This is a genomic window from Emergencia sp. JLR.KK010 (assembly GCF_037018265.1).
GTDB lineage: Bacteria > Bacillota > Clostridia > Peptostreptococcales > Anaerovoracaceae > Senimuribacter > Senimuribacter intestinalis.
In genome coordinates, this window is record NZ_CP143550.1 from 624,131 (window position 1) to 643,120 (window position 18,990).

Annotated in this window: 17 protein-coding genes; 12 read left to right on the plus strand and 5 right to left on the minus strand. The window is 44.0% G+C overall.

Features of this window, described 5'->3' with window-relative positions; translation table 11 throughout:
* Positions 1-11: 11 nt before the first annotated feature.
* From nhaC to V1225_RS03035, 6 genes are all read left to right on the plus strand, one after another.
* Positions 12-1,454 (plus strand): Na+/H+ antiporter NhaC, encoded by a 1,443-nt coding sequence (gene nhaC, locus V1225_RS03010; protein WP_160201615.1) that lies wholly within the window; start codon positions 12-14, stop codon positions 1,452-1,454.
* A 5-nt stretch (positions 1,455-1,459) separates the two neighbouring features.
* Entirely contained in the window at positions 1,460-2,638 is a 1,179-nt protein-coding gene (locus V1225_RS03015; protein ID WP_160201616.1) for a M20/M25/M40 family metallo-hydrolase, read from the plus strand.
* 20 nt (positions 2,639-2,658) lie between these two features.
* Entirely contained in the window at positions 2,659-4,296 is a 1,638-nt protein-coding gene (locus tag V1225_RS03020; protein ID WP_160201617.1) for an amidohydrolase, read from the plus strand.
* A gap of 28 nt (positions 4,297-4,324) precedes the next feature.
* Positions 4,325-5,860 carry an amidohydrolase gene (locus tag V1225_RS03025; RefSeq protein WP_160201618.1) on the plus strand — a complete coding sequence of 512 codons (1,536 nt, stop codon included), beginning with the start codon at positions 4,325-4,327 and terminating at the stop codon, positions 5,858-5,860.
* A 43-nt stretch (positions 5,861-5,903) separates the two neighbouring features.
* On the plus strand, positions 5,904-7,058 hold the full coding sequence (locus tag V1225_RS03030) for a BTAD domain-containing putative transcriptional regulator (protein WP_338547555.1): 1,155 nt from the start codon (positions 5,904-5,906) through the stop codon (positions 7,056-7,058).
* Between the two features lie 159 nt (positions 7,059-7,217).
* Positions 7,218-8,513, plus strand: coding sequence for an ATP-binding protein (locus V1225_RS03035; RefSeq protein WP_338547556.1), 1,296 nt, complete (start codon positions 7,218-7,220; stop codon positions 8,511-8,513).
* A 117-nt stretch (positions 8,514-8,630) separates the two neighbouring features.
* Here V1225_RS03035 and ansA read toward each other — a convergent pair whose 3' ends face one another.
* Positions 8,631-9,644 (minus strand): asparaginase, encoded by a 1,014-nt coding sequence (ansA, locus tag V1225_RS03040; RefSeq protein WP_338547557.1) that lies wholly within the window; start codon positions 9,642-9,644, stop codon positions 8,631-8,633.
* A 693-nt stretch (positions 9,645-10,337) separates the two neighbouring features.
* Between ansA and deoD the strand changes: the two genes are divergently transcribed.
* The 6 genes from deoD (at position 10,338) to V1225_RS03070 (ending at position 15,667) form a co-directional block, all read left to right on the plus strand.
* Positions 10,338-11,051 (plus strand): purine-nucleoside phosphorylase, encoded by a 714-nt coding sequence (gene deoD, locus V1225_RS03045; RefSeq protein ID WP_160201622.1) that lies wholly within the window; start codon positions 10,338-10,340, stop codon positions 11,049-11,051.
* 184 nt (positions 11,052-11,235) lie between these two features.
* Entirely contained in the window at positions 11,236-12,363 is a 1,128-nt protein-coding gene (locus V1225_RS03050) for a helix-turn-helix transcriptional regulator (protein WP_160201623.1), read from the plus strand.
* Positions 12,360-12,560, plus strand: coding sequence for a PLDc N-terminal domain-containing protein (locus V1225_RS03055; RefSeq protein ID WP_338547558.1), 201 nt, complete (start codon positions 12,360-12,362; stop codon positions 12,558-12,560). The genes V1225_RS03050 and V1225_RS03055 overlap by 4 nt, the downstream gene beginning before the upstream one ends.
* Complete coding sequence (locus V1225_RS03060) at positions 12,560-13,462, plus strand: ABC transporter ATP-binding protein (RefSeq protein WP_160201625.1); 903 nt, start codon at positions 12,560-12,562, stop codon at positions 13,460-13,462. The genes V1225_RS03055 and V1225_RS03060 overlap by 1 nt, the downstream gene beginning before the upstream one ends.
* Positions 13,459-14,229, plus strand: coding sequence for an ABC transporter permease (locus V1225_RS03065; RefSeq protein ID WP_251630774.1), 771 nt, complete (start codon positions 13,459-13,461; stop codon positions 14,227-14,229). Before V1225_RS03060 ends, V1225_RS03065 begins: the two co-directional genes overlap by 4 nt.
* A 142-nt stretch (positions 14,230-14,371) precedes the next feature.
* Positions 14,372-15,667: an ATP-binding protein gene (locus tag V1225_RS03070; RefSeq protein WP_161908620.1), complete on the plus strand. Its 1,296-nt coding sequence runs from the start codon at positions 14,372-14,374 to the stop codon at positions 15,665-15,667.
* 468 nt (positions 15,668-16,135) lie between these two features.
* On the opposite strand, the gene V1225_RS03075 is transcribed toward V1225_RS03070, so the two are convergent.
* From V1225_RS03075 to pyrF, 4 genes are read right to left on the minus strand one after another with little or no spacing between them, the layout of a single operon-like run.
* Positions 16,136-16,552: an aspartate carbamoyltransferase regulatory subunit gene (locus tag V1225_RS03075; protein ID WP_160201628.1), complete on the minus strand. Its 417-nt coding sequence runs from the start codon at positions 16,550-16,552 to the stop codon at positions 16,136-16,138.
* A 31-nt stretch (positions 16,553-16,583) separates the two neighbouring features.
* A complete protein-coding gene (gene pyrB / locus V1225_RS03080; protein WP_160201629.1) occupies positions 16,584-17,513 on the minus strand; it encodes an aspartate carbamoyltransferase in 930 nt (309 codons plus the stop codon).
* The gene (pyrE, locus tag V1225_RS03085; protein WP_160201630.1) at positions 17,514-18,152 is read right to left on the minus strand and encodes an orotate phosphoribosyltransferase; all 639 of its coding nucleotides are present in this window, start codon (positions 18,150-18,152) and stop codon (positions 17,514-17,516) included.
* 34 nt (positions 18,153-18,186) lie between these two features.
* A complete protein-coding gene (gene pyrF, locus V1225_RS03090) occupies positions 18,187-18,885 on the minus strand; it encodes an orotidine-5'-phosphate decarboxylase (RefSeq protein WP_160201631.1) in 699 nt (232 codons plus the stop codon).
* Positions 18,886-18,990 lie beyond the last annotated feature (105 nt).

The following is an 18,990-nucleotide window of genomic DNA, read 5'->3' on the forward strand; positions in this document are numbered from 1 at the left end:
CCAAAAGGAAAATGAACGAAAAAACATTAAAAAAACCGTCGTTCGGTATTTCCGTCGTTATTATTGCATTTTTGTTTGTGGTGATTATTGCACAGCTGGTACTGGGATATTCTCCGGAGATTCATCTGACTCTGGTATTTTCCATTGCCTTTGCAGTAATCCTGTTGATGGCCACTGGCACAAAGTGGGCACAGATTGAGGAGGGTATTCTTCACGGCTGCAAAATCGCTACCGTACCGATGCTCATTCTGATGTTCATCGGTCTGTTGATTCCGATGCTGATTGCTTGTGGAACCATTCCGTCCCTCATTTATTATGGACTTAAAATTATCAGCCCGTCTGTTTTCCTGGTAACCGCTTGTGTGGTATGTTCCGTATCCGCAATCTGTATCGGTTCCAGCTGGACTACAGCGGCTACCTTTGGTGTTGCGTTCATGGGTATCAGCGTAGGTCTTGGTATTCCAGCTCCTATTACTGCCGGTGCAGTAATTTCCGGTGCAGTACTTGGTGACAAACTGTCTCCGATGTCCGACTCCACCAACCTGGCTGCAGGTGTTTGTGAAGCAAACCTGTTTGACCATGTTAGAGCAATGGTTTACACTACTGTTCCTGCATACGTAATCAGCTTAGTATTATATGCTATTATCGGAAGCAAATACTCTGCATCCAACATGGATATGGAGAGTGTAAATGAAATTTTAGGCGCAATTGAGGCAAACTTCGATATTGATGCACTGCATGTCATCATCAGTCTGCTGCCGCTGGTTCTGATCGTTGTACTTGCTGCTAAGCAGGTCAGTGCACTGGCAATTATGGTTGTAGGATCGCTGTTTGCAATGTTGATTGCAGTAATTACACAGGGTTATAACCTGTATGACTTGATGGTATACATGAATAATGGCTTCTCCATGGAAACTGGTTCTGATATCGTAGACTCTTTGGTAAACCGCGGTGGTATTCAGTCCATGATGTGGACGCTGTCCCTTGGTTACTTGGGTCTGTCCTATGGCGGTATCTTAGAAAAATGTCTGGTAATGGAAGCAATCCTGGACAAGATGGAAAGACTGACCCGTACACCGAGAGGTCTGGTTATCACTCACAATATTACTTCCGTTGTCGTTAACTTCTTATCCGGTTCTCAGTATGTAGCAATCATCATTCCAGGAAGAATGTACCTGCCTGCATACGACAAGCTGAACCTGCAGAGAAGACTGGCATCCAGAACTTGTGAAGACTCTGGTACAGTAACTTCTCAGTTAGTACCTTGGGGACTTTGCGGTGTATTTTACTTAGGCGCACTGGGCGTATCTGCATGGGATTATGCACCATACACATTCCTGTGCTACCTGACACCGATTATTGCAATCCTTTGCACCTGCTTCAAAATGTTCTTGTGGGAAAAGACACCTGAAGAAGCTGCAGCAGTTGCAAAAGAAAACGAGGCTAATGCGTAAGAAAAATGTGTAATGAAGTAATCAAGCTTCTGGAAAATCTGGTTGCAATTGACAGTCCTTACTTTGAAGAAGAGGATGTCATGGAATATGTCTGCCAGATATTCGAAGAACAAAATATACCTGTTAAGGTGCATGCTTATTACGAAGAAAAAATCACCGGATTTCATGGGAAGAATTTACTCATTGAAGCAAGCTGCGGAAAGGAAGGTCCGACCATTCATATCAATGGACATCTGGATACCGTTAAGCTCTGCGACGGATGGAGTAAAAACCCCTGCGGTGAGATGATTGAAGACCGCTTTTATGGCGTAGGCGCACTGGACATGAAGTCCGGATGCGCCGCCGCAATAGCGGCAGTGCAAAAATTTTTGAAAACCTATAAAGCATTTAAAGGAAGATTGCTGCTATCCTTAGTATCTGTGGAAGAAGGTCCTTATGGCATGGGGACAAATGCTATGATAGAAGACGGACTGCTTGCGGATATTGACTATTCCATTATTACAGAACCTAGTGCAGGATTTACAGGAAACGCTTTCCCAACCATGTGCCTGGGTGCGCGAGGCGGCTACGGTCTTACAGTCGAGTTTTACGGAAAGTCTGCCCATGCGGCAGATCCGCAGAAAGGAATTAGTGCGGCTTTAGATGCTTCAAAGTTTGTTGCAGAACTGGAAAACATTAACTATGTGGAAGATGATAAGCTTGGGAAAGGGGCAGCTTGTGTTGTTGCAATAGATTGCGACGGTGGTGCCTGCAGTGTGCCTGATAAAGCTGTAGTGAAACTGTTTTGGCATATTGTCAGAGGAGAATCTCCGCAAACCATCGAAGCAGAAATTAAGAAAGCCCTTGATAGAGCAGCGGTTAAGTGCAGATACGAAATTTGTTTTCGGGAAGCGCCATCAGAGGGCTCAAAAGGATTCATGCCATATGTGACAGAAGAAAATAACCTGTATACCCGTGATTTTGCACAGGCAGTACGCGATGTGACGGGAAAGGAGGCAAATATATCCTATTTTCAGAGCATTGGAGATTTTAACTATCTGGGAACCAGACTGGGCGCACCGGCGCTGATCTTTGGACCAGATGGAGAAAATTACCACAGCGCTGATGAATATGTACAGATGGATACTGTGGTGCAAACTGCAGAGATTTTATATCGTTTTCTTGAAAAAACTATGGTAAACTAAAGGGAGGAATCGCTTTGCGTATGGAAAACTTAGATACACTGTTATATAACGGCAGAATTTACACCATGGAGGCTGTCGGAGATACAGTAGAAGCAATTGGAATACAAGACGGCAAGATCGTATTTGCAGGAAGCAGCGAAGATGCAAAAGCATACGACAGCCGCATAAAATATGACCTGAAAGGTGCAACCGTGATTCCAGGACTATCTGATGCGCATATGCATATGTATGCTTATTGTCAGAATCAGACCTTTGTAAATCTGGAACATGCGAAAACCATGGATGAACTATGCAGCCTCATGAGAGAGAAAGCAGAAAAAACGCCGGAAGGAACCTGGATTAAGGGCGTAGCTTTTGACCAGAATAAGCTGGCAGAAAATAGAATGCCGACCAGAGAGGATCTCGATAAGATCAGCACCAAACATCCGATTTTAATCCGCAGGGTTTGTCTGCATGCTGCAGTTGTCAACAGCAAGGCGCTGGAACTTGCAGGGGTGGATGAGAACTATCCGCAGCCAACAGGCGGTATTGTGGAAAAGGATGGAAGCGGGATGCCAAATGGCGTTTTCCGTGAACAGGCTACAAAGATCTTTGACTTTATCATTCCAGATCCGCTGTCTGATAAAAGTGTAAAGGATGAGGTATATCAGACTGTACTGCAGGATATGCATGCAAAAGGAATTACCAATATACATACCTATGCTGCACAGATTTGGAACTATGCAGAGGACATAGACTACTACAAAGAATTAGCTGAAAAAGAAGGGCTTGGCGTCAGAATTACAGTTTATCTGGATGAGTTGTTTGACAAAGAGCCTGTGACTGAAGAAGAATACAACAATCCGTATCGTTTAGTTCAGCAGGGAGGATACAAGCTGTTTACCGATGGATCACTGGGTTCTCGCTCTGCAGCATTGAAAGAGCCTTATGCAGATGATCCGGGAAACAGCGGGTTTATGACCTGCAGTCAGGAAGACCTGAACGAAAAGATTTTTACAGCATATCACAAAGGTTTGCAGCCTGCCATTCACGCAATTGGTGATGTAGCGCTTGATGCAACTTTGACAGCAATAGAAACTGCCATGGCAAAGGAAAAGGAATGCGGTGCAACCGAAGAAGAACTGGCAAAACGTTTGCCTTTCAGAATTATTCATGTGCAGATAATCAACGAAGAACTTCTTACACGGATGAAGGCACTGCCAGTGGTGCTGGACATTCAGCCGATTTTCCTTGCTACTGACTGGAACTGGATTGAGGATAGATTGGGTCCTGACAGAATGGATGGCGCTTATGCATGGAATACACTACAGCAGGCAGGGCTGCGTCTGACAGGAAGTTCGGATTGCCCAGTAGAAAGCTACAGCCCGATGCCGGGTATTTATGCTGCGGTTTCACGCTGCGGACTGGACGGGGCGCCTAAGGGCGGATACCACCCAGAGCAGAAACTGAGCCGTTTTGATGCTGTAGCATTATATACAAGAAACCCGCATTATGCAACTGGACAGGAAGATGTTCTGGGACTTTTACAGGAAGGATATTTTGCTGACCTTGCGGTACTTGATAAAGATATTTTTGAAATCCCGGAAGAGGAAATTCTGACGACAAAGGTAACCCATACTTTTGTTGCAGGCAACCTCGTCTATGGGGATTTGAAATAAGAAAAATCAAATCAGCATGGAGGATATTATGCTAGCGGACGTTATCATTAAAAACGGAAAATGTGTGACTATGGAGGAGGCAGGTCAGTGCTTCGACTGGGTTGCTGTTAGGAATCAGCGTATTCTAGATTTAGGATATGGAGAAGATTTTGAAAGCTATTTGTCGGAAGATACTGTCATTGTAGACGCAGAAGGACACACCGTTTTGCCGGGCTTCATCGACAGTCATTTCCACGTCATTCAAACTGCCTTTAATGCAGTGAGTTTGAATTTGAGCGATGTGAAAAGTCTTGCAGAAATCAGTACCCGGATAAAAGAAGCAGCGATTGCCCATCCCGGCGAGATGATTCGAGGCTATGGATTGTCGCTTGATGGCCTTAGGGAAGATAAACAGCTGACTCGCAATATGCTGGATCAATGCTGTGATGACGTTCCTGTCTGGATTAATTCTAAAGAATACCAGGTAAGCATTTTAAACACCTATGCGCTTCTTTACTTTAAAATTCCATTTACAACTGTAGGCATTGAACTGGATGAAAGGTCAATGCCTACCGGTGTTTTTAGAAGAAATGCCAATTCGCTGCTTAGAACTAATATTTTGGACAGTTTTTCCGATGAATTTAGATTTGATACAGTCAATCAGCTGATGCCGACACTGCTGGAAAAAGGAATTACTACGATTAATGCCATGGAGGGCGGGACTTGTTACAGTGATAAGGATGCCGAGTTTATTTACCACCATGGGAAGGATTTTCCCATTGATATGGTGCTGTTTTATCAAACTATGGATATCGAGAAGGTAAAAAAGAAGGGGCTGAAACGAATCGGCGGGAGCCTTTATATCGATGGAACCATTGAAAACAGAACGGCAGCACTTTCTTTTGAATATGAGGACTGCCCAGGTACTATGGGAACGCTGTGTCTAAGCCAGCAACAGCTCAACGATTTTGTGCTGGAATGCTACGAAAATGAAATTCAGCTGGCGCTTTATACCATCGGTGACAGAGCCATCGAAGCGGCGCTTACTGCGCATGTGCAGGCGATGTATCAGGTGGGGACAACTGCACTGCGTCATCGTCTTGAACATGTGGAACTGGCAACGGAGGAGCAGGTTGAGCGGGCGAAAAGGCTGAATCTCATCTTCTCCATGCAGCCGTCTTACGAGCTGGATTGCGGCGGAAAGGGCGGGATTTATGAGAGAAGACTGGGAAGCAGATACAGACTGACAAACGCATTTCGTGAAATCATGGAAAAAGGAGTCAGGATTTGCGGTGGTTCAGATAGTGACGTTACGGAAGCAAATCCTTTGCTGGGTATTAGCGCGGCTGTGAATCATCCGGTGGAAGAGCATCGTATTGACGTGTACGATGCCCTCAGGATGTTTACCTGCGAAGGAGCCTACGCTATTTTTGAGGAAGAGAATAAAGGAACATTGAAAAAAGGAAAACTGGCGGATATCATCGTGCTGGACTGCGATATCTTTGAGGTAGAAAAAGAGAGACTGAAAGATATCAAAGTGACGATGACGATGAAGTCGGGGGATATTATTTACGAACGTTTTTAACTGCGGCACATCGGGGAGTAAAGAAATGTTGGAATTGTTCTTTTTGGGAAATTTAAAAATTTTATATCGTGGAAAGGATATTACGACGCAGCTGGGAAGCAAGGCATGCGCACTAATTTTTCTGCTCATGGAAAGTAAGGGGAAAGGTCTTTCCCGGGAAAAAATCATCGCTTATTTGTGGCCGGACAGCAAGGAGGAGGCAGCCAGATATAATCTTCGCTATAACTTGTGGGAAATCAAGAAAATCATCAAAGAAGATGCAGATGGGAATTTGTTTTTGCTGTCGGATAACAATGCCTGCAAAATCAATGAGAACTATGCATATGGATGCGATTTTATAGAGGCGGCTTGCTTTGACCGGAAGAAAGAGTACACTATGGCAGAGCTTTTGCACTTTCGCAGTCTGTTTTCCGGGGAACTCTATGAGGGTGCTTTCTTCAAGGGGTGTGAGGAACTCAACAATCTGATTCTATATCGCAGAATTGAGTTTGAAAAGCTGAAAGTACAGGTCATGGAGTCGATGGCTGAACTGCTTGCGCAGGAAGAAAACTATGAGGGTGAGATTGAAGTGTTGCAGGAGATTCTCAAGATTGACCCTTATAATGAAGAAATTGCTGGTCTGGTGATGGACGCTTACTGTAAAATTGGAAAAAGAGCGGAAGCAGTCAATTTTTACAGAACCTTTAGTAATACGCTGGCATTCAGTATTAATATTGCACCCGGAGAAGTATTGACTGAGAAATACAGGCAGATACAGGATGGTGCTCAGTATGAGGCATTTGTTCGAAGAGAGCGGAAAGTAAAAGATTCTGCAGCGGTTTCTACAGAGGAGAGAGTTTGTATTACCTGCATGGAGGGTATTCCATACTTTTGGCTGTCTGCACTTTTGAAAGATCTTAAAGAACTGCACGGAGATTTGCTCTATAAAGCTTTGAACGAGCGTGATGTATTCTGCCTTGGCAGCATCCAGCAGGAGTTTTGGAAGAGTGAACTGGCTGGTCGTGACAGCAGCACACTGAAAGATGTAAATATTATGAATGCTTGTGTGAAAGCACTGAGTGCGGTAGCAAGCCGCCGCAGTTTGATTATAGAAACCAGGCAGGGTGAATATATGGACCAAGCTTCCAGAGCTTTTGTGCGATATATGAAAGCAACCGCTGAAGAGCAGGGACTGAAAATTGTATTTTTTGAGAAATAATGACAGGAAATGATGGGCATAATAGAATAGAAAAGTGTTAAAAATTGCAAAAATCTATTCTAAATGCGGTTAATATATTGATTTCCGTAGGTTTAATTGCTACAATAGAATAGAAAAGTGTTAAAAGTTGCAAAAATCTATTCCAAAGGAGGATTTGCTATGGAAATCCGAAGAGATTTTTATCTGGATAAATTGATAAAAAGAAAAAATAATGGACTGATTAAAGTCATCACAGGTATTCGCAGATGCGGAAAGTCTTATTTGCTGAATACTATCTTTTATCATCATCTTTTGGAGAGCGGTGTGGACAAGAGTCATATTATCCGTTTTGCCTTTGACTCTGCAGATGATTTGTTCCTGATTGGCGAAAGCCTAATTCAAATTGAAAAAGAAAAAAGAGGCGTGAATCCTGAAAAATTCATGGCATATATTAGAACGCAGATTGTAGACGATGAAATGTATTATCTGCTTCTGGATGAAGTGCAGCTGATGGATTGCTTTGAGGCTGTACTGAACAGCTATCTAAGAAAAGAAAATATAGATGTGTTTGTAACCGGAAGCAATGCAAAATTTCTCTCTAAAGATATTATCACTGAGTTTGCAGGCAGAGGTGATGAAATCCATATGTATCCTTTGAGCTTTGCGGAGTTTATGACTGTTTATCAGGGAGACAAGTATCAGGGACTGTCTGAATATATGCTTTATGGCGGTATTCCATTGGTGGTTCTTCGGGACGGAGCTGGAGATAAAGCGGCAGTCTTGCAGAATTTGTTTAACGAAATCTATATGCAGGATATTTATAAACGCAACCGTATTCGTAATCACGGGGAACTGGAGGATCTGCTGAATATTCTTTCCTCCGCTATCGGCTCTCTGACCAATCCGGAGAAGCTTAGGAATACTTTCAAAACTGTAAAAAAATCCCGAATCACTTCCGCGACGATTAAAAAATATCTTGCGTGTTTTGAGGATTCTTTTCTAATTGAATCCGCGCAGCGGTATGACATTAAAGGCAAATCATATATCGAAACGCCAAAGAAATACTATTTTTCAGATTTGGGACTGCGTAATGCGAGAATCAACTTCCGGCAGTTTGAACAAACGCATTCCATGGAAAATGTGATTTATAATGAACTTCGCATGCGAGGTTACAGTGTAGATGTGGGAATGATTTCGACTGCAGAAAAGAACAAGGACGGAAAGGTAGTCCGAAAGCAGCTGGAGGTGGATTTTGTCTGCAATCTTGGTTCCGCCCGGTACTATATTCAGTCGGCATATTCTCTGCCTGATGAAGAAAAACGAAATCAAGAGATCAGACCATTCCGCAGGATTGATGATTCTTTCAAGAAAATTGTCATTACTGGGGACATCGTACCTGCTCATTATGATGAATTCGGTATTCTGACCGTAAATATCTATGATTTTCTGATGGATCCTACTTGTATTGAAAAATAGACGAAAAAAGACGAAGTAAGTATACCTTTTCTTCGTCTTGCATCTACAGTTATTGTCTGATGACAAGCAGGCTCCCGGGACCCGCCCGAAGCTGTGCTTCGAGGAAGGGTGGGGTTCTTATTTCGTCAGTTCCCCACGCAAATCTTCTTCCATCTTTGTTTTGATTTCCTCTTTTGGAAGACCGAGGCTGAAGAGATAGTAAAGTTTTGCAACAGCAGCTTCTGTAGTCATGTTATAGCCGCTGACGGCGCCTGCACGGGTCAGTGCAGAACTGGTTTCATAAGCGCCCAGCTTGACGGTGCCCTGTTGGCACTGGGAGCAGACGGTGATGATCGTACCATGCTCAAAGGCCTTTTTAATAATTGGCAAAAGCGCATTGTCGTAACTAGGGATGTTGCCTGCGCCGAATGTTTCCAGCACGATGCCTTTCAGACTCTCCGTCATAATGGATTCAAAGAGACTGAACTGAATGCCTGGAAATACTTTTAATACACCGATGGAGGTCTGGCTAAATTCGGTTAGCGAGAAAACTGCATCTGATGCAGGCTCAAAGAGTTCGGCAGTGTTGTATCTGATATCAATTCCAGCCTCTGCCAGCGGGTGGTAATTTGGTGAATCAAAGGCAATGAGCCCGTCGGCGGAGGCTTTGGTTGAGCGATTTCCGCGCAGAAGTCTGCCGCCGAAATAAAGACTGACCTCACGTACGATACCTTGACCGGCGATGAAAACGGAGGTAATCAGATTGTCTCTAGCGTCACTTCTGAGCTGACAGAGTGGAATCTGTGAGCCGGTGACAACTACAGGTTTGTTCAACCCTTCCAGCATAAAGGACAGGGCTGAAGCGGTGTATGCCATAGTGTCGGTGCCGTGAAGCACGACAAATCCATCATAGGCGTCGTAGTTGTCACGAATTGCCCTGCCGATCTGATTCCACTGCTCTACTGCGATATTAGAAGAGTCCAGCAGCGGTTCAAATTCGATCATGTCCCACTCCGGCATGCCCTCTCCTTTTAAATCGTCGATAGACGATATTGCATCGTGAAAATAACCCCTCTTTGGCGCATAGCCTTTGTCTGTGGGAACCATGCCGATAGTGCCGCCTGTATATAAAATGCAGATTTTTTTCTTCATATTAAAACCTCCGATTCTGTTAGTTAATTTTATTTTAGCACAAAGCCCAATAAAATAAATAAAAAATTTCCCAGGGAAATCTTTAGAAATGAAAGTAATGTAGCCAAATATAAAGCCACTTGCTTAGATATGTTGCTTTGGCGCCATGAAGAGTTCAATTTTATCGTGTTACGGAAGTTTTGACACAATCAGTGTTTTTGGGGTGGAAAGTGTCAGTCCTCAGTTTTTGGTTTTTGGATATTTGACACAGTGGCGCCTAAATTTAAATAAAAGTGTCATTTTCTCCAATGCCAGACAGCATCATACGCTTAGGCGCTGTGAAACCTCCGGTTCAGATGATGTAAAAAACTGAAAAATTTCCTTTCATTTATAAAAATGCAAGAAAGGGGAACTTGTAATTTGTTCTATTACATAATATTTCTAGCTGAATTCTGACACTGTGCTAGTCAAAATCCAATAATAGTGTCATTTCTTCAAAAACACGAATTTTAAAAATGACACTTTACCTTTATTTTTTATATAAAGTGTCAAAAAAGTGATTACCGCTAAGCAAAATCTTCGGTATTGAAGATGATAATGAGACGGAGAGTCTTTCGTGCGGCTTGTAAATATTTTATAAATTATACTGGTGCAAGAGAAACTATATTGATATAATAAAATAAACGAAATAGAAATGAAAAGGAGATGATTGATATGTCTAATATACCTACCCCACATATTTCAGCGAAGCTGGGCGATTTTGCAGAAACCGTACTTATGCCGGGCGATCCGCTGCGCTCTAAGTTTATTGCGGAGAATTTTCTGGAAGGCGCTGAACTTGTCAACAATGTAAGAGGTGTACAAGGATACACTGGTACATATAAGGGCAGGAAAGTATCCGTCATGGCTTCCGGTATGGGAATGCCTGCTATCGGGATTTATTCTTATGAGCTGTTCAACTTTTATGATGTAAAGAATATCATCAGAGTCGGCACTGCCGGCGGACTTCGCGAGGAAGTTAAAGTCAAAGATATCATCATGGGTATGGCTTGCATGACCAACTCCAACTGGGCTGCTCAGTATGAAATCAATGCGGTGCTTCCTGCTGTGTGCTCCTATGATCTTTTGAAAAAGGCTGAGCAAGCGGCTGCTGATTTAGGCGTTAAACCGCATATTGGCACGATTTTTTCATCAGATGTATTCTATGACAGCACCAGAGATTACGACAAGTGGAGAAGCATGGGCGTGTTGGGCGTAGAGATGGAAGCGGCAGCGCTGTACATGCAGGCTGCAAAAGCCGGAAAAAATGCGCTGTGCATCTGCACCGTATCCGATCACATGGTTACAGGGGAATCCTGCAGCTCAGACGAAAGGCAGACCGCATTTACTACGATGATGGAAATTGCGCTGGAAACAGCAATTAGATAAGATCAAATTTAATAGAACAGAGAAAACAGGGTGAACCGATGATGGTCAGCCCTGTTTTTTGTCTGTTATGGTATCTTTTCCAGAGAAAAAGTTTCCTGCCGGTTGATTTATCTTCGCGAAATATCGTGCATCTCTATTGAGCAGAGTGAGCGGGCTGGATATAATAACTGTAGGAGGTGTAAGGATGAATATTTTGAGTTTTTCAGAGAACATCACTTGTTTGCGCAGGGAACGGGGAATGACCCAGGAACAGCTGGCGGATTTTCTTGGCGTAACTAAGGCGTCTATATCTAAGTGGGAGACGAAACAGTCGCTGCCGGATATATTGATGCTGCCTAAACTTGCTGCTTTCTTTGATGTAACAATCGATCAACTGGTGGGATATGAGCCGCAGTTGAGTAAAGAACAGATACAGGGGATTTATGAGGAATTGTCGGAGGAATTTGCGATACGGGAACGGTTTGAACAGACCATGAGTCGGAGCAGGAAGCTAGTGAAGCAATACTACAGCTGTTATCGTTTTTTGTTCTATATAGGTTCGCTGTGGATCAATCATTTTATGCTGGCGGAGAGCAGGAAGCAGCAGGAAACGATTTTGGAAGATGCGATAGCCCTCTTTGATCATATCAGTTCTCAGAGTGGGGATGTAGGTCTTTGCGGTGATGCGCAGATGATGCGTGCTACAGCACTGTTACAGTTGGGAAAAGCTGCGGACGTTGTAGAGTGTTTGGAAGAAACATTGAGTCCATATCGTTTAGCGGTACAGAGCGACGGGCTTTTGATTCAGGCATATCAGATGCTAGGAGAAAATGAGCAGGCGGATAGCTTTGCGCAGGTAAGCATGTATATACATCTAATCATATTGATGTCTGATGCAGTTTGGCGCATGTCGTTAAGGAAGGATGACCGGAATTTTTGCATGGAAACCATCAGGCGCGTGGATAGCCTTTTGGAAGACTGGAATAAGGAGATGACGCATCCCAACGAGGCCATATATCATATGCAGGCAGCCGTTGTTTATATGTGTTATTCCATGCATGAAGAGGCTTTGAACCGTTTGGAACGCTACGTAAAATGTATCGGAAGCTGTGAAGAAAACGGATTTCGGCTTTGCGGCGACAGCTATTTTGATAAAATGGGGGATTGGTTTGAGACGCTGGTGCAGGGCGGAGGAGCGCCGCGCAGTAAGAAAGTGATTTTGGAAAGTGCTGCGCAGATTTTTCAGCATCCGGCGTTTGCGCCTATACAGAAAGAACCGCGTTTTTTAGCAATAAAGCGTTTATTAGAGACCATAGGAGGGCAGGAAAGATGAGTTTGCGAGAATTAATACCGTTTCTCATTCCACTGGCAATTGCGGAGATTGCGCTGCTGGCGTTTACCATGTGGCATATATTGACCCATGACAGGTATAAAAGGGGAAACCGGGCGATTTGGATCATTGTAGCCATTGCTGGTATGCAGTTTATTGGCCCGGTGCTATATTTTTTACTGGGGAAGGAGGATAACTGATGAATGTACTGGAACTTCGCAATGTTTCAAAGCGCTTTGGCGCAAACAGTGTGTTGAATGATTTGAATTTTTCTGTTCCAGAGAATAGTATTTTCGGATTTATTGGAGAGAACGGTGCGGGGAAGACCACTACCATGAAGCTTATTTTAGGTCTGATGCAGCCTGATAGTGGGGAAATTCGTGTGCAGGGGGAAAAAGTCCTGTTTGGCAGCAGCCGGACCAATCGAAACATAGGGTATCTGCCTGATGTACCAGAGTTTTATGATTTTTTAACACCAATGGAATATCTGAACTTATGCGGAAAAATATCCAAAATACCGAAGGCGGAATGTGAACATAGAGTTAAAGACCTGCTGGTGATGGTAGGGCTGGCGGGAAAGAATAAACGTATTCATGGCTTTTCTAGGGGAATGAAACAACGACTTGGTATTGCACAGGCACTGCTTACACAGCCGAAGCTTTTGATTTGTGATGAGCCTACTTCAGCCCTTGATCCGGCGGGCAGACGTGAAATTCTGGACATTTTATCGGAGGTGAAATCTCAGACGACGGTTCTGTTCTCGACGCACATCCTGTCTGATGTAGAGCGAATCTGTGATGAATTTGCGTTTCTTCACGGTGGAAAGCTTGCTGCCTGGGGAACTATGGAGCAGATGAGAAAGCTGCGTGGCAGTAATGGGATAGAAGTCGAATTTGACACTGCGGCAGACGCTGCGTTATTTGCGGAGCGATATCCGCAGGTCAGAAGGACAGGAAGCTGCAGACTGCATTTTGATGATAAAGGAGTGGACGATATGCCCGCTATTTTAGAGGATTTATCGCACAGCGGTCTTGCAGTTCAGCGAGTAGAACAGAAGGAGCCAGCGCTGGAAGATTTATTTATGGAGGTGATGGGAAAATGATGGAACTGCGAGCATTTACATGGAAAGAATTTTTGTGGGCAGCGCGGACGGGAAAGCTGATGTTTTTGATGATTCTCTTTGTCCTCTTTGGCGTCATGAATCCTGCAATCGCTAAAATGACACCGTGGCTGATGGAGACATTAGCGGGAGATTTGGCAGACAGCGGTTTTCATATAGTGGCGACTACTGTTAATGGACTGACTTCGTGGAATCAGTTTTGCAAAAATATCCCTCTGGCTATGATTGTGTTTCTCTTACTTTTTTCTGGTATATTGACCAGCGAATACGAAAAGGGAACACTAACTATGATGCTGGCAAAAGGTTTGGCGCGCTGGAAAATCCTTGCGGCAAAGGGGCTGGTTACGGGAATCCTTTGGACCGCAGGCTATTGGATGAGTTTTGCCATTACATGGGGTTATAACCGCTTTTTCTGGAATGACGATAGTGCAGCGTACGTTTTTGCTGCTGGTGGGTGCTACTATTTGCTGGGATTATGGCTGATTACATTGGTTTTACTTATGTCGGCAATTTTCAAAACCGGCGGAGCCGCCCTTGCCGCTGTAGTTTGCAGTTTTGCTGCGGTATATTTGCTAGGATTTCTCCCCGCAATTAAAGAATATCTGCCGGGCTTTTTGTTCAATGCCCAGACGTTACTTGCTTCCGCAGCAGAGCCGGCGGATTTTGTGCCTGTGATTTTGATAACCATTGCCATAAGTGTTGCAAGTTTGGTAAGTGCTTTTATCCTGTTTGCACGGCGGACGGTTTAGAAAATATGGAAGGTTCGTATCAAATAGAGTTGGAATCAATGAAATATTCGTGTAATTTAACGCGAATCATTCGATAAAAATTGTTGAAATGAACATGAATATCTGATATGCTATAGGTAACACTCTAAGGGAGGGTTATTCTATGGATAGAAAGATTACGAAATTTTTGGAGGAGTGGAAGGAAAGCCAACACCGCAAACCTCTTATTTTACAGGGGGCAAGGCAGGTTGGTAAGACCTATTCGATTTTAGAGTTTGGTCGTACTTACTATGAGAATGTGGTGTATTTTAACTTTGAAACGAATCCTGCGTTGAATAAGACTTTTGAAGAGAATATCAGTCCTGATTATCTTATACCGATATTATCTCATATTGCAGGTCAGACGATTATCAGAGAGAAAACGCTGATTGTTTTTGATGAGGTGCAGCTTTGCGAAAGGGCGTTGACTTCACTGAAGTACTTTTGCGAGGATGCACCAGATTATCATATCATTGTGGCAGGTAGTCTGCTGGGCGTAGCGGTCAATAGAGCCAGCTTTTCTTTTCCTGTTGGCAAGGTGGATATGAAAACCTTGTATCCGATGGATATGGAGGAATTTATGCTTGCTATGGGCGAGGATTCACTTGTAGAGCAAATTAAGAAGTCCTTTGCTTCTGATACGCCACTGCCGTCAGCATTTCATGATACGGCGATGAAACTCTATCGCCAGTATCTGGTTGTAGGTGGTATGCCAGAATGTGTGATGCAGTTTGCAAACACAAGGGACTATGTCCTTGTTCGTCATATACAGGATACAATTCTTGCAAGTTATCTGAATGACATGAGCAAATATAACAATCTAAATGAAATAAAAAAAACGAGGCTTGCCTATGACAATATTACTGTGCAGCTTTCAAAGAAAAATACTCGTTTTCAGTATAAGCTCGTAAAAAAAGGCGGGCGCGCTTCAGAGTTTGAAAATGCTATTGAGTGGCTTTGTCTGTCAGGTATCGTGTCACGGATTTACAAGGTAGAGCAGATTAAAAAGCCCCTTGAGAATTATCGCGACATTGACTCGTTCAAAATATATGTGTCGGACTTGGGACTGCTTTGTGCGAAAAAAGATTTAACCGCGGATGATATTCTCTACATGACATCAGAAATTAATGACTTTAAAGGCGGCATGACCGAAAATTATGTCAATGTACAGCTTGCAATAAATGGATATAATACGTATTATTGGATGTCCGAAAGAGGCGCAGAAATTGACTTTGTCATTCAGCGTGATGGCAAGCTGATTCCTGTTGAGGTCAAGTCTGCTGATAATACGAAAGCGAAAAGTTTAAAGGTCTACATGGAGACTTATAAGCCGGCTTATGCAATCAAGCTTTCTGCGAAGAATTTTGGCTTTGAGGATGGAAAAAAGACGGTGCCGCTTTATGCAGCATTTTGCATTTGATTTAAAATAGGATGTGCTAGGTGAAAAAACAGCAGCCAGGGAAATTCTTTTGGCTGCTGTTTTGGTTTGCGCGCCATGGGCGCGCTCTAACGGGTGAAAGACCCGAACACGCCTAGGCAACGAGGAAGTGTATAGCTGAACAGCAAGGGTGTCCATCGTGAGATGGAATCTGAAGGAAGCTGTAGGCAAACCCTTGGTCCGACGGACAAGAAAATATAAACCGCCGCCAGTCCGCAGGGTGGAGATACCAAAACCTGAGGGTGCCATAACAGCTAGATACAAAAGGCAATAAGCAACAAGAGATTAGCCGAATATGGGCTAATCTCTATGCTGGACTATTACACCGCAAGGTGTGTTACACGTTAAGTTGGTTGAACCGACGTGTACCGAATGGTACGCACGGTGGTGTGAAAGGCCGGAAATTTCTCAATTAGAGAAATTTTCTCCTACTCAATCTATAATTTTTGGTTATTTACTTTCTGCATCGCAGTATACGCATCTGTAAACCTGCTTTTCTTTGTCGACCAGTTTAAATTTATGTACGATTTCCTGCTCAATGGAAGTGATACATCTAGGGTTTTTACACTTGATTACATCGGTCAGAGTTTCCGGCAGTTCCAGATGTTTCTTCTCGAACAGTTTACCGTCTTTTACGATGTTGACGGTGATGTTGTCGTCAACATAACCCAGAACATCAAAATCCAGATCGATTAGCTGGTCGATTTTGATGATGTCCTTTTTGCCGTATTTGGAGCTGTCTGCATTCTGAATGATTGCAACACAGTTATTAATTTTGTCCAGTCTGAGCAGCTCGTAAATCTGCATGCTCTTTCCTGCTTTGATATGGTCCAGTACGATACCAGTGCTTACGCCATCTATATTCATAAGTAATTCCTCTCTTTCTTTATTGCTTTAATTATGCTTCTCTCTTAATTCCCAGTAAGTAAAGAATCAGAGCCATTCTAATGTGCTTGCCGCACAGTGCCTGGAAGAAGTAAGCGGCTCTCGGGTCGTCATCCACTTCTACAGAGATTTCATTGACCCTTGGCAGTGGGTGCATGATGGTCAAATCTTCTTTTGCAGCCTGCAGTTTTTCTAAATCCAGAATGTAGCTGTCCTTCAATCTGATATAGTCTTCTTCGTTGAAGAAACGTTCTCTCTGTACACGGGTCATGTACAGAATGTCTAGCTCTTCCATAGCGTCTTCCAGTCTTTCAACTTCTTTCCATTTTGCGCCGGCTTTGTCCATGGATTCCTTCACGTAGTCAGGTACCTGCAGTTCCTGCGGGGAGATGAGAACGAAGCTGACGTTTTCGTATCTCAGCATTGCTTCGATGAGGGAGTGTACGGTTCTTCCGAATTTTAAGTCGCCGCAAAGACCTACCGTCATGTTGCCCAGTCTGCCTTTTTTTCTCTTGATGGTCAAAAGGTCGGTCAGGGTCTGGGTCGGATGGAAGTGACCACCGTCGCCGCCGTTGATGATAGGTACGGTAGTTCTCTGTGCAGCTACAATCGGCGCACCTTCTTTTGGATGGCGCATTGCGATGATGTCTGCATAGCAGCCGACAGTTCTGATAGTGTCGCTTACGCTTTCGCCCTTTGCTGCGGAGCTGGAGCTTGCTTCAGAGAATCCTAGCACGCTGCCGCCCAGTTCAAGCATTGCAGCTTCAAAGCTGAGCCTGGTTCTGGTGCTCGGTTCAAAGAACAAGGTCGCCAGTTTCTTGTGTGCGCAGATGTCTTCGTATGCAGCATGGTTTTCCACAATGTCATCAGCCACACGAATTAGCTCATCGATTTCTTCGATGGTGAAGTCGGTAATGTTGATAAGATTTTTAATTTTGTTCATTTATTTGTCTCCCTTCATCCAACCTTCATCAGAAGGATTGTCTCTAAACTTTAAGATTCTCTCTTTATCAGAAGCCTTGATATAGCCTGTGTCAGCAGCGACTTCTACCAAAGCGTCAAGGTCACATAAGCTTACGTTTTTTACGTTGTGCTCCGCAAATCTGTCCAGACCCTTTTTCATGCCGTAGGTGAAAATGCTGGCAATACCCAGAACATCAGCGCCTGCAGCACGAAGGACTTCTACAGTATCTATTGCAGAGCCGCCTGTGGAGACCAGATCTTCCACGACAACAACTTTCTGACCCGGAAGGAGTTTTCCTTCAATCTGGTTGGTTCTTCCGTGGTCCTTGGCGGAACCTCTGACATAGCCCATAGGAATGTTCATCAGGTGACCGACGATTGCAGCGTGGGCAATGCCTGCGGTGCTGGTGCCCATGACAACTTCGCACTCGGAAAAGTGCTCTTTGATGGTGGCAACCAGTCCTTCTTCTACCTTAATTCTTACCTCTGGTGCGGTCAGGGTCAGTCTGTTGTCACAGTAAATCGGACTCTTAATGCCGCTTGCCCAGGTGAAAGGTTCTTCTGGTCTTAGGAAAACTGCCTCGATGGACAGAAGCCCTTTTGCGATATCTGTTTTCATAAAAAGTTCCTCCAATCTATATATAAAAAATGTATTAGCCTATAAATTCTCTGCATACGCGTTCGTAAGCCGCTACTGGATCATCTGCCTTGGTAATGGGTCTTCCTACGACGATATAGTCGCTTCCCAGTTCCTTTGCCTTTTCCGGTGTGGTGACTCTGACCTGATCGCCTTTATCACCATCGGCAAAGCGCACGCCCGGGGTTACGGTGAGAAAAGATTCCCTGCAAGCCTGATGAATTTTGCCGGATTCCAAAGGGGAGCAGACAACGCCGTCAAGACCAGCTTCTTTTGCGTTTTGTGCATATTTGGTTACCACTTCGTCAAGGGGCGCATCGATGAGCAGCTCCTTTTGCATTCTTTCCTGACTGGTGGAAGTCAGCTGCGTCACTGCGATGAGCAGCGGGCGACTGCCGTCTTCTCTGGTTAAGCCACGGAGCGCAGCTTCCATCATGTCTTTGGTACCGGCAGCGTGCAGGTTACACATGTCTACATCCAGCTTGGATAAAGCTGCCATAGCTTTCTCCACAGTATTTGGAATGTCGTGCAGCTTCAGATCCAGAAAAATCTGATGCCCTCTATCCTTGATTTCCTTTACGATGGCAGGCCCTTCGCTGTAGAAAAGTTCCATGCCGATCTTTACATAAGGCTTTCTGCCTGTGAACTTGTCTAAAAATGACAGCGTATCTTCCTTTGACGGAAAATCGCAAGCGATGATTACATCTTTACCCATAATATTCCTCCTATCTTAACCGAAATCTGAAAAAAGTTGATTTTATGTATAAATTCTCGTCTGTTTTAGTCCCGTTTCAGCTGAATTTTATACATTTTTTTGAGA

Coding starts and splice junctions, on each gene's coding strand:
- V1225_RS03035 (WP_338547556.1), top strand. CDS start 7,218: ATGGAAATCCGAAGAGATTTTTATCTGGATAAATTGATAAAAAGAAAA.
- V1225_RS03050 (WP_160201623.1), top strand. CDS start 11,236: ATGAATATTTTGAGTTTTTCAGAGAACATCACTTGTTTGCGCAGGGAA.
- V1225_RS03060 (WP_160201625.1), top strand. CDS start 12,560: ATGAATGTACTGGAACTTCGCAATGTTTCAAAGCGCTTTGGCGCAAAC.
- V1225_RS03070 (WP_161908620.1), top strand. CDS start 14,372: ATGGATAGAAAGATTACGAAATTTTTGGAGGAGTGGAAGGAAAGCCAA.
- pyrE (WP_160201630.1), bottom strand. CDS start 18,152: ATGAAAACAGATATCGCAAAAGGGCTTCTGTCCATCGAGGCAGTTTTC.
- V1225_RS03055 (WP_338547558.1), top strand. CDS start 12,360: ATGAGTTTGCGAGAATTAATACCGTTTCTCATTCCACTGGCAATTGCG.
- pyrB (WP_160201629.1), bottom strand. CDS start 17,513: ATGAACAAAATTAAAAATCTTATCAACATTACCGACTTCACCATCGAA.
- V1225_RS03065 (WP_251630774.1), top strand. CDS start 13,459: ATGATGGAACTGCGAGCATTTACATGGAAAGAATTTTTGTGGGCAGCG.
- nhaC (WP_160201615.1), top strand. CDS start 12: ATGAACGAAAAAACATTAAAAAAACCGTCGTTCGGTATTTCCGTCGTT.
- V1225_RS03020 (WP_160201617.1), top strand. CDS start 2,659: ATGGAAAACTTAGATACACTGTTATATAACGGCAGAATTTACACCATG.
- pyrF (WP_160201631.1), bottom strand. CDS start 18,885: ATGGGTAAAGATGTAATCATCGCTTGCGATTTTCCGTCAAAGGAAGAT.
- V1225_RS03015 (WP_160201616.1), top strand. CDS start 1,460: ATGTGTAATGAAGTAATCAAGCTTCTGGAAAATCTGGTTGCAATTGAC.
- V1225_RS03075 (WP_160201628.1), bottom strand. CDS start 16,552: ATGAATATAGATGGCGTAAGCACTGGTATCGTACTGGACCATATCAAA.
- V1225_RS03025 (WP_160201618.1), top strand. CDS start 4,325: ATGCTAGCGGACGTTATCATTAAAAACGGAAAATGTGTGACTATGGAG.
- deoD (WP_160201622.1), top strand. CDS start 10,338: ATGTCTAATATACCTACCCCACATATTTCAGCGAAGCTGGGCGATTTT.
- ansA (WP_338547557.1), bottom strand. CDS start 9,644: ATGAAGAAAAAAATCTGCATTTTATATACAGGCGGCACTATCGGCATG.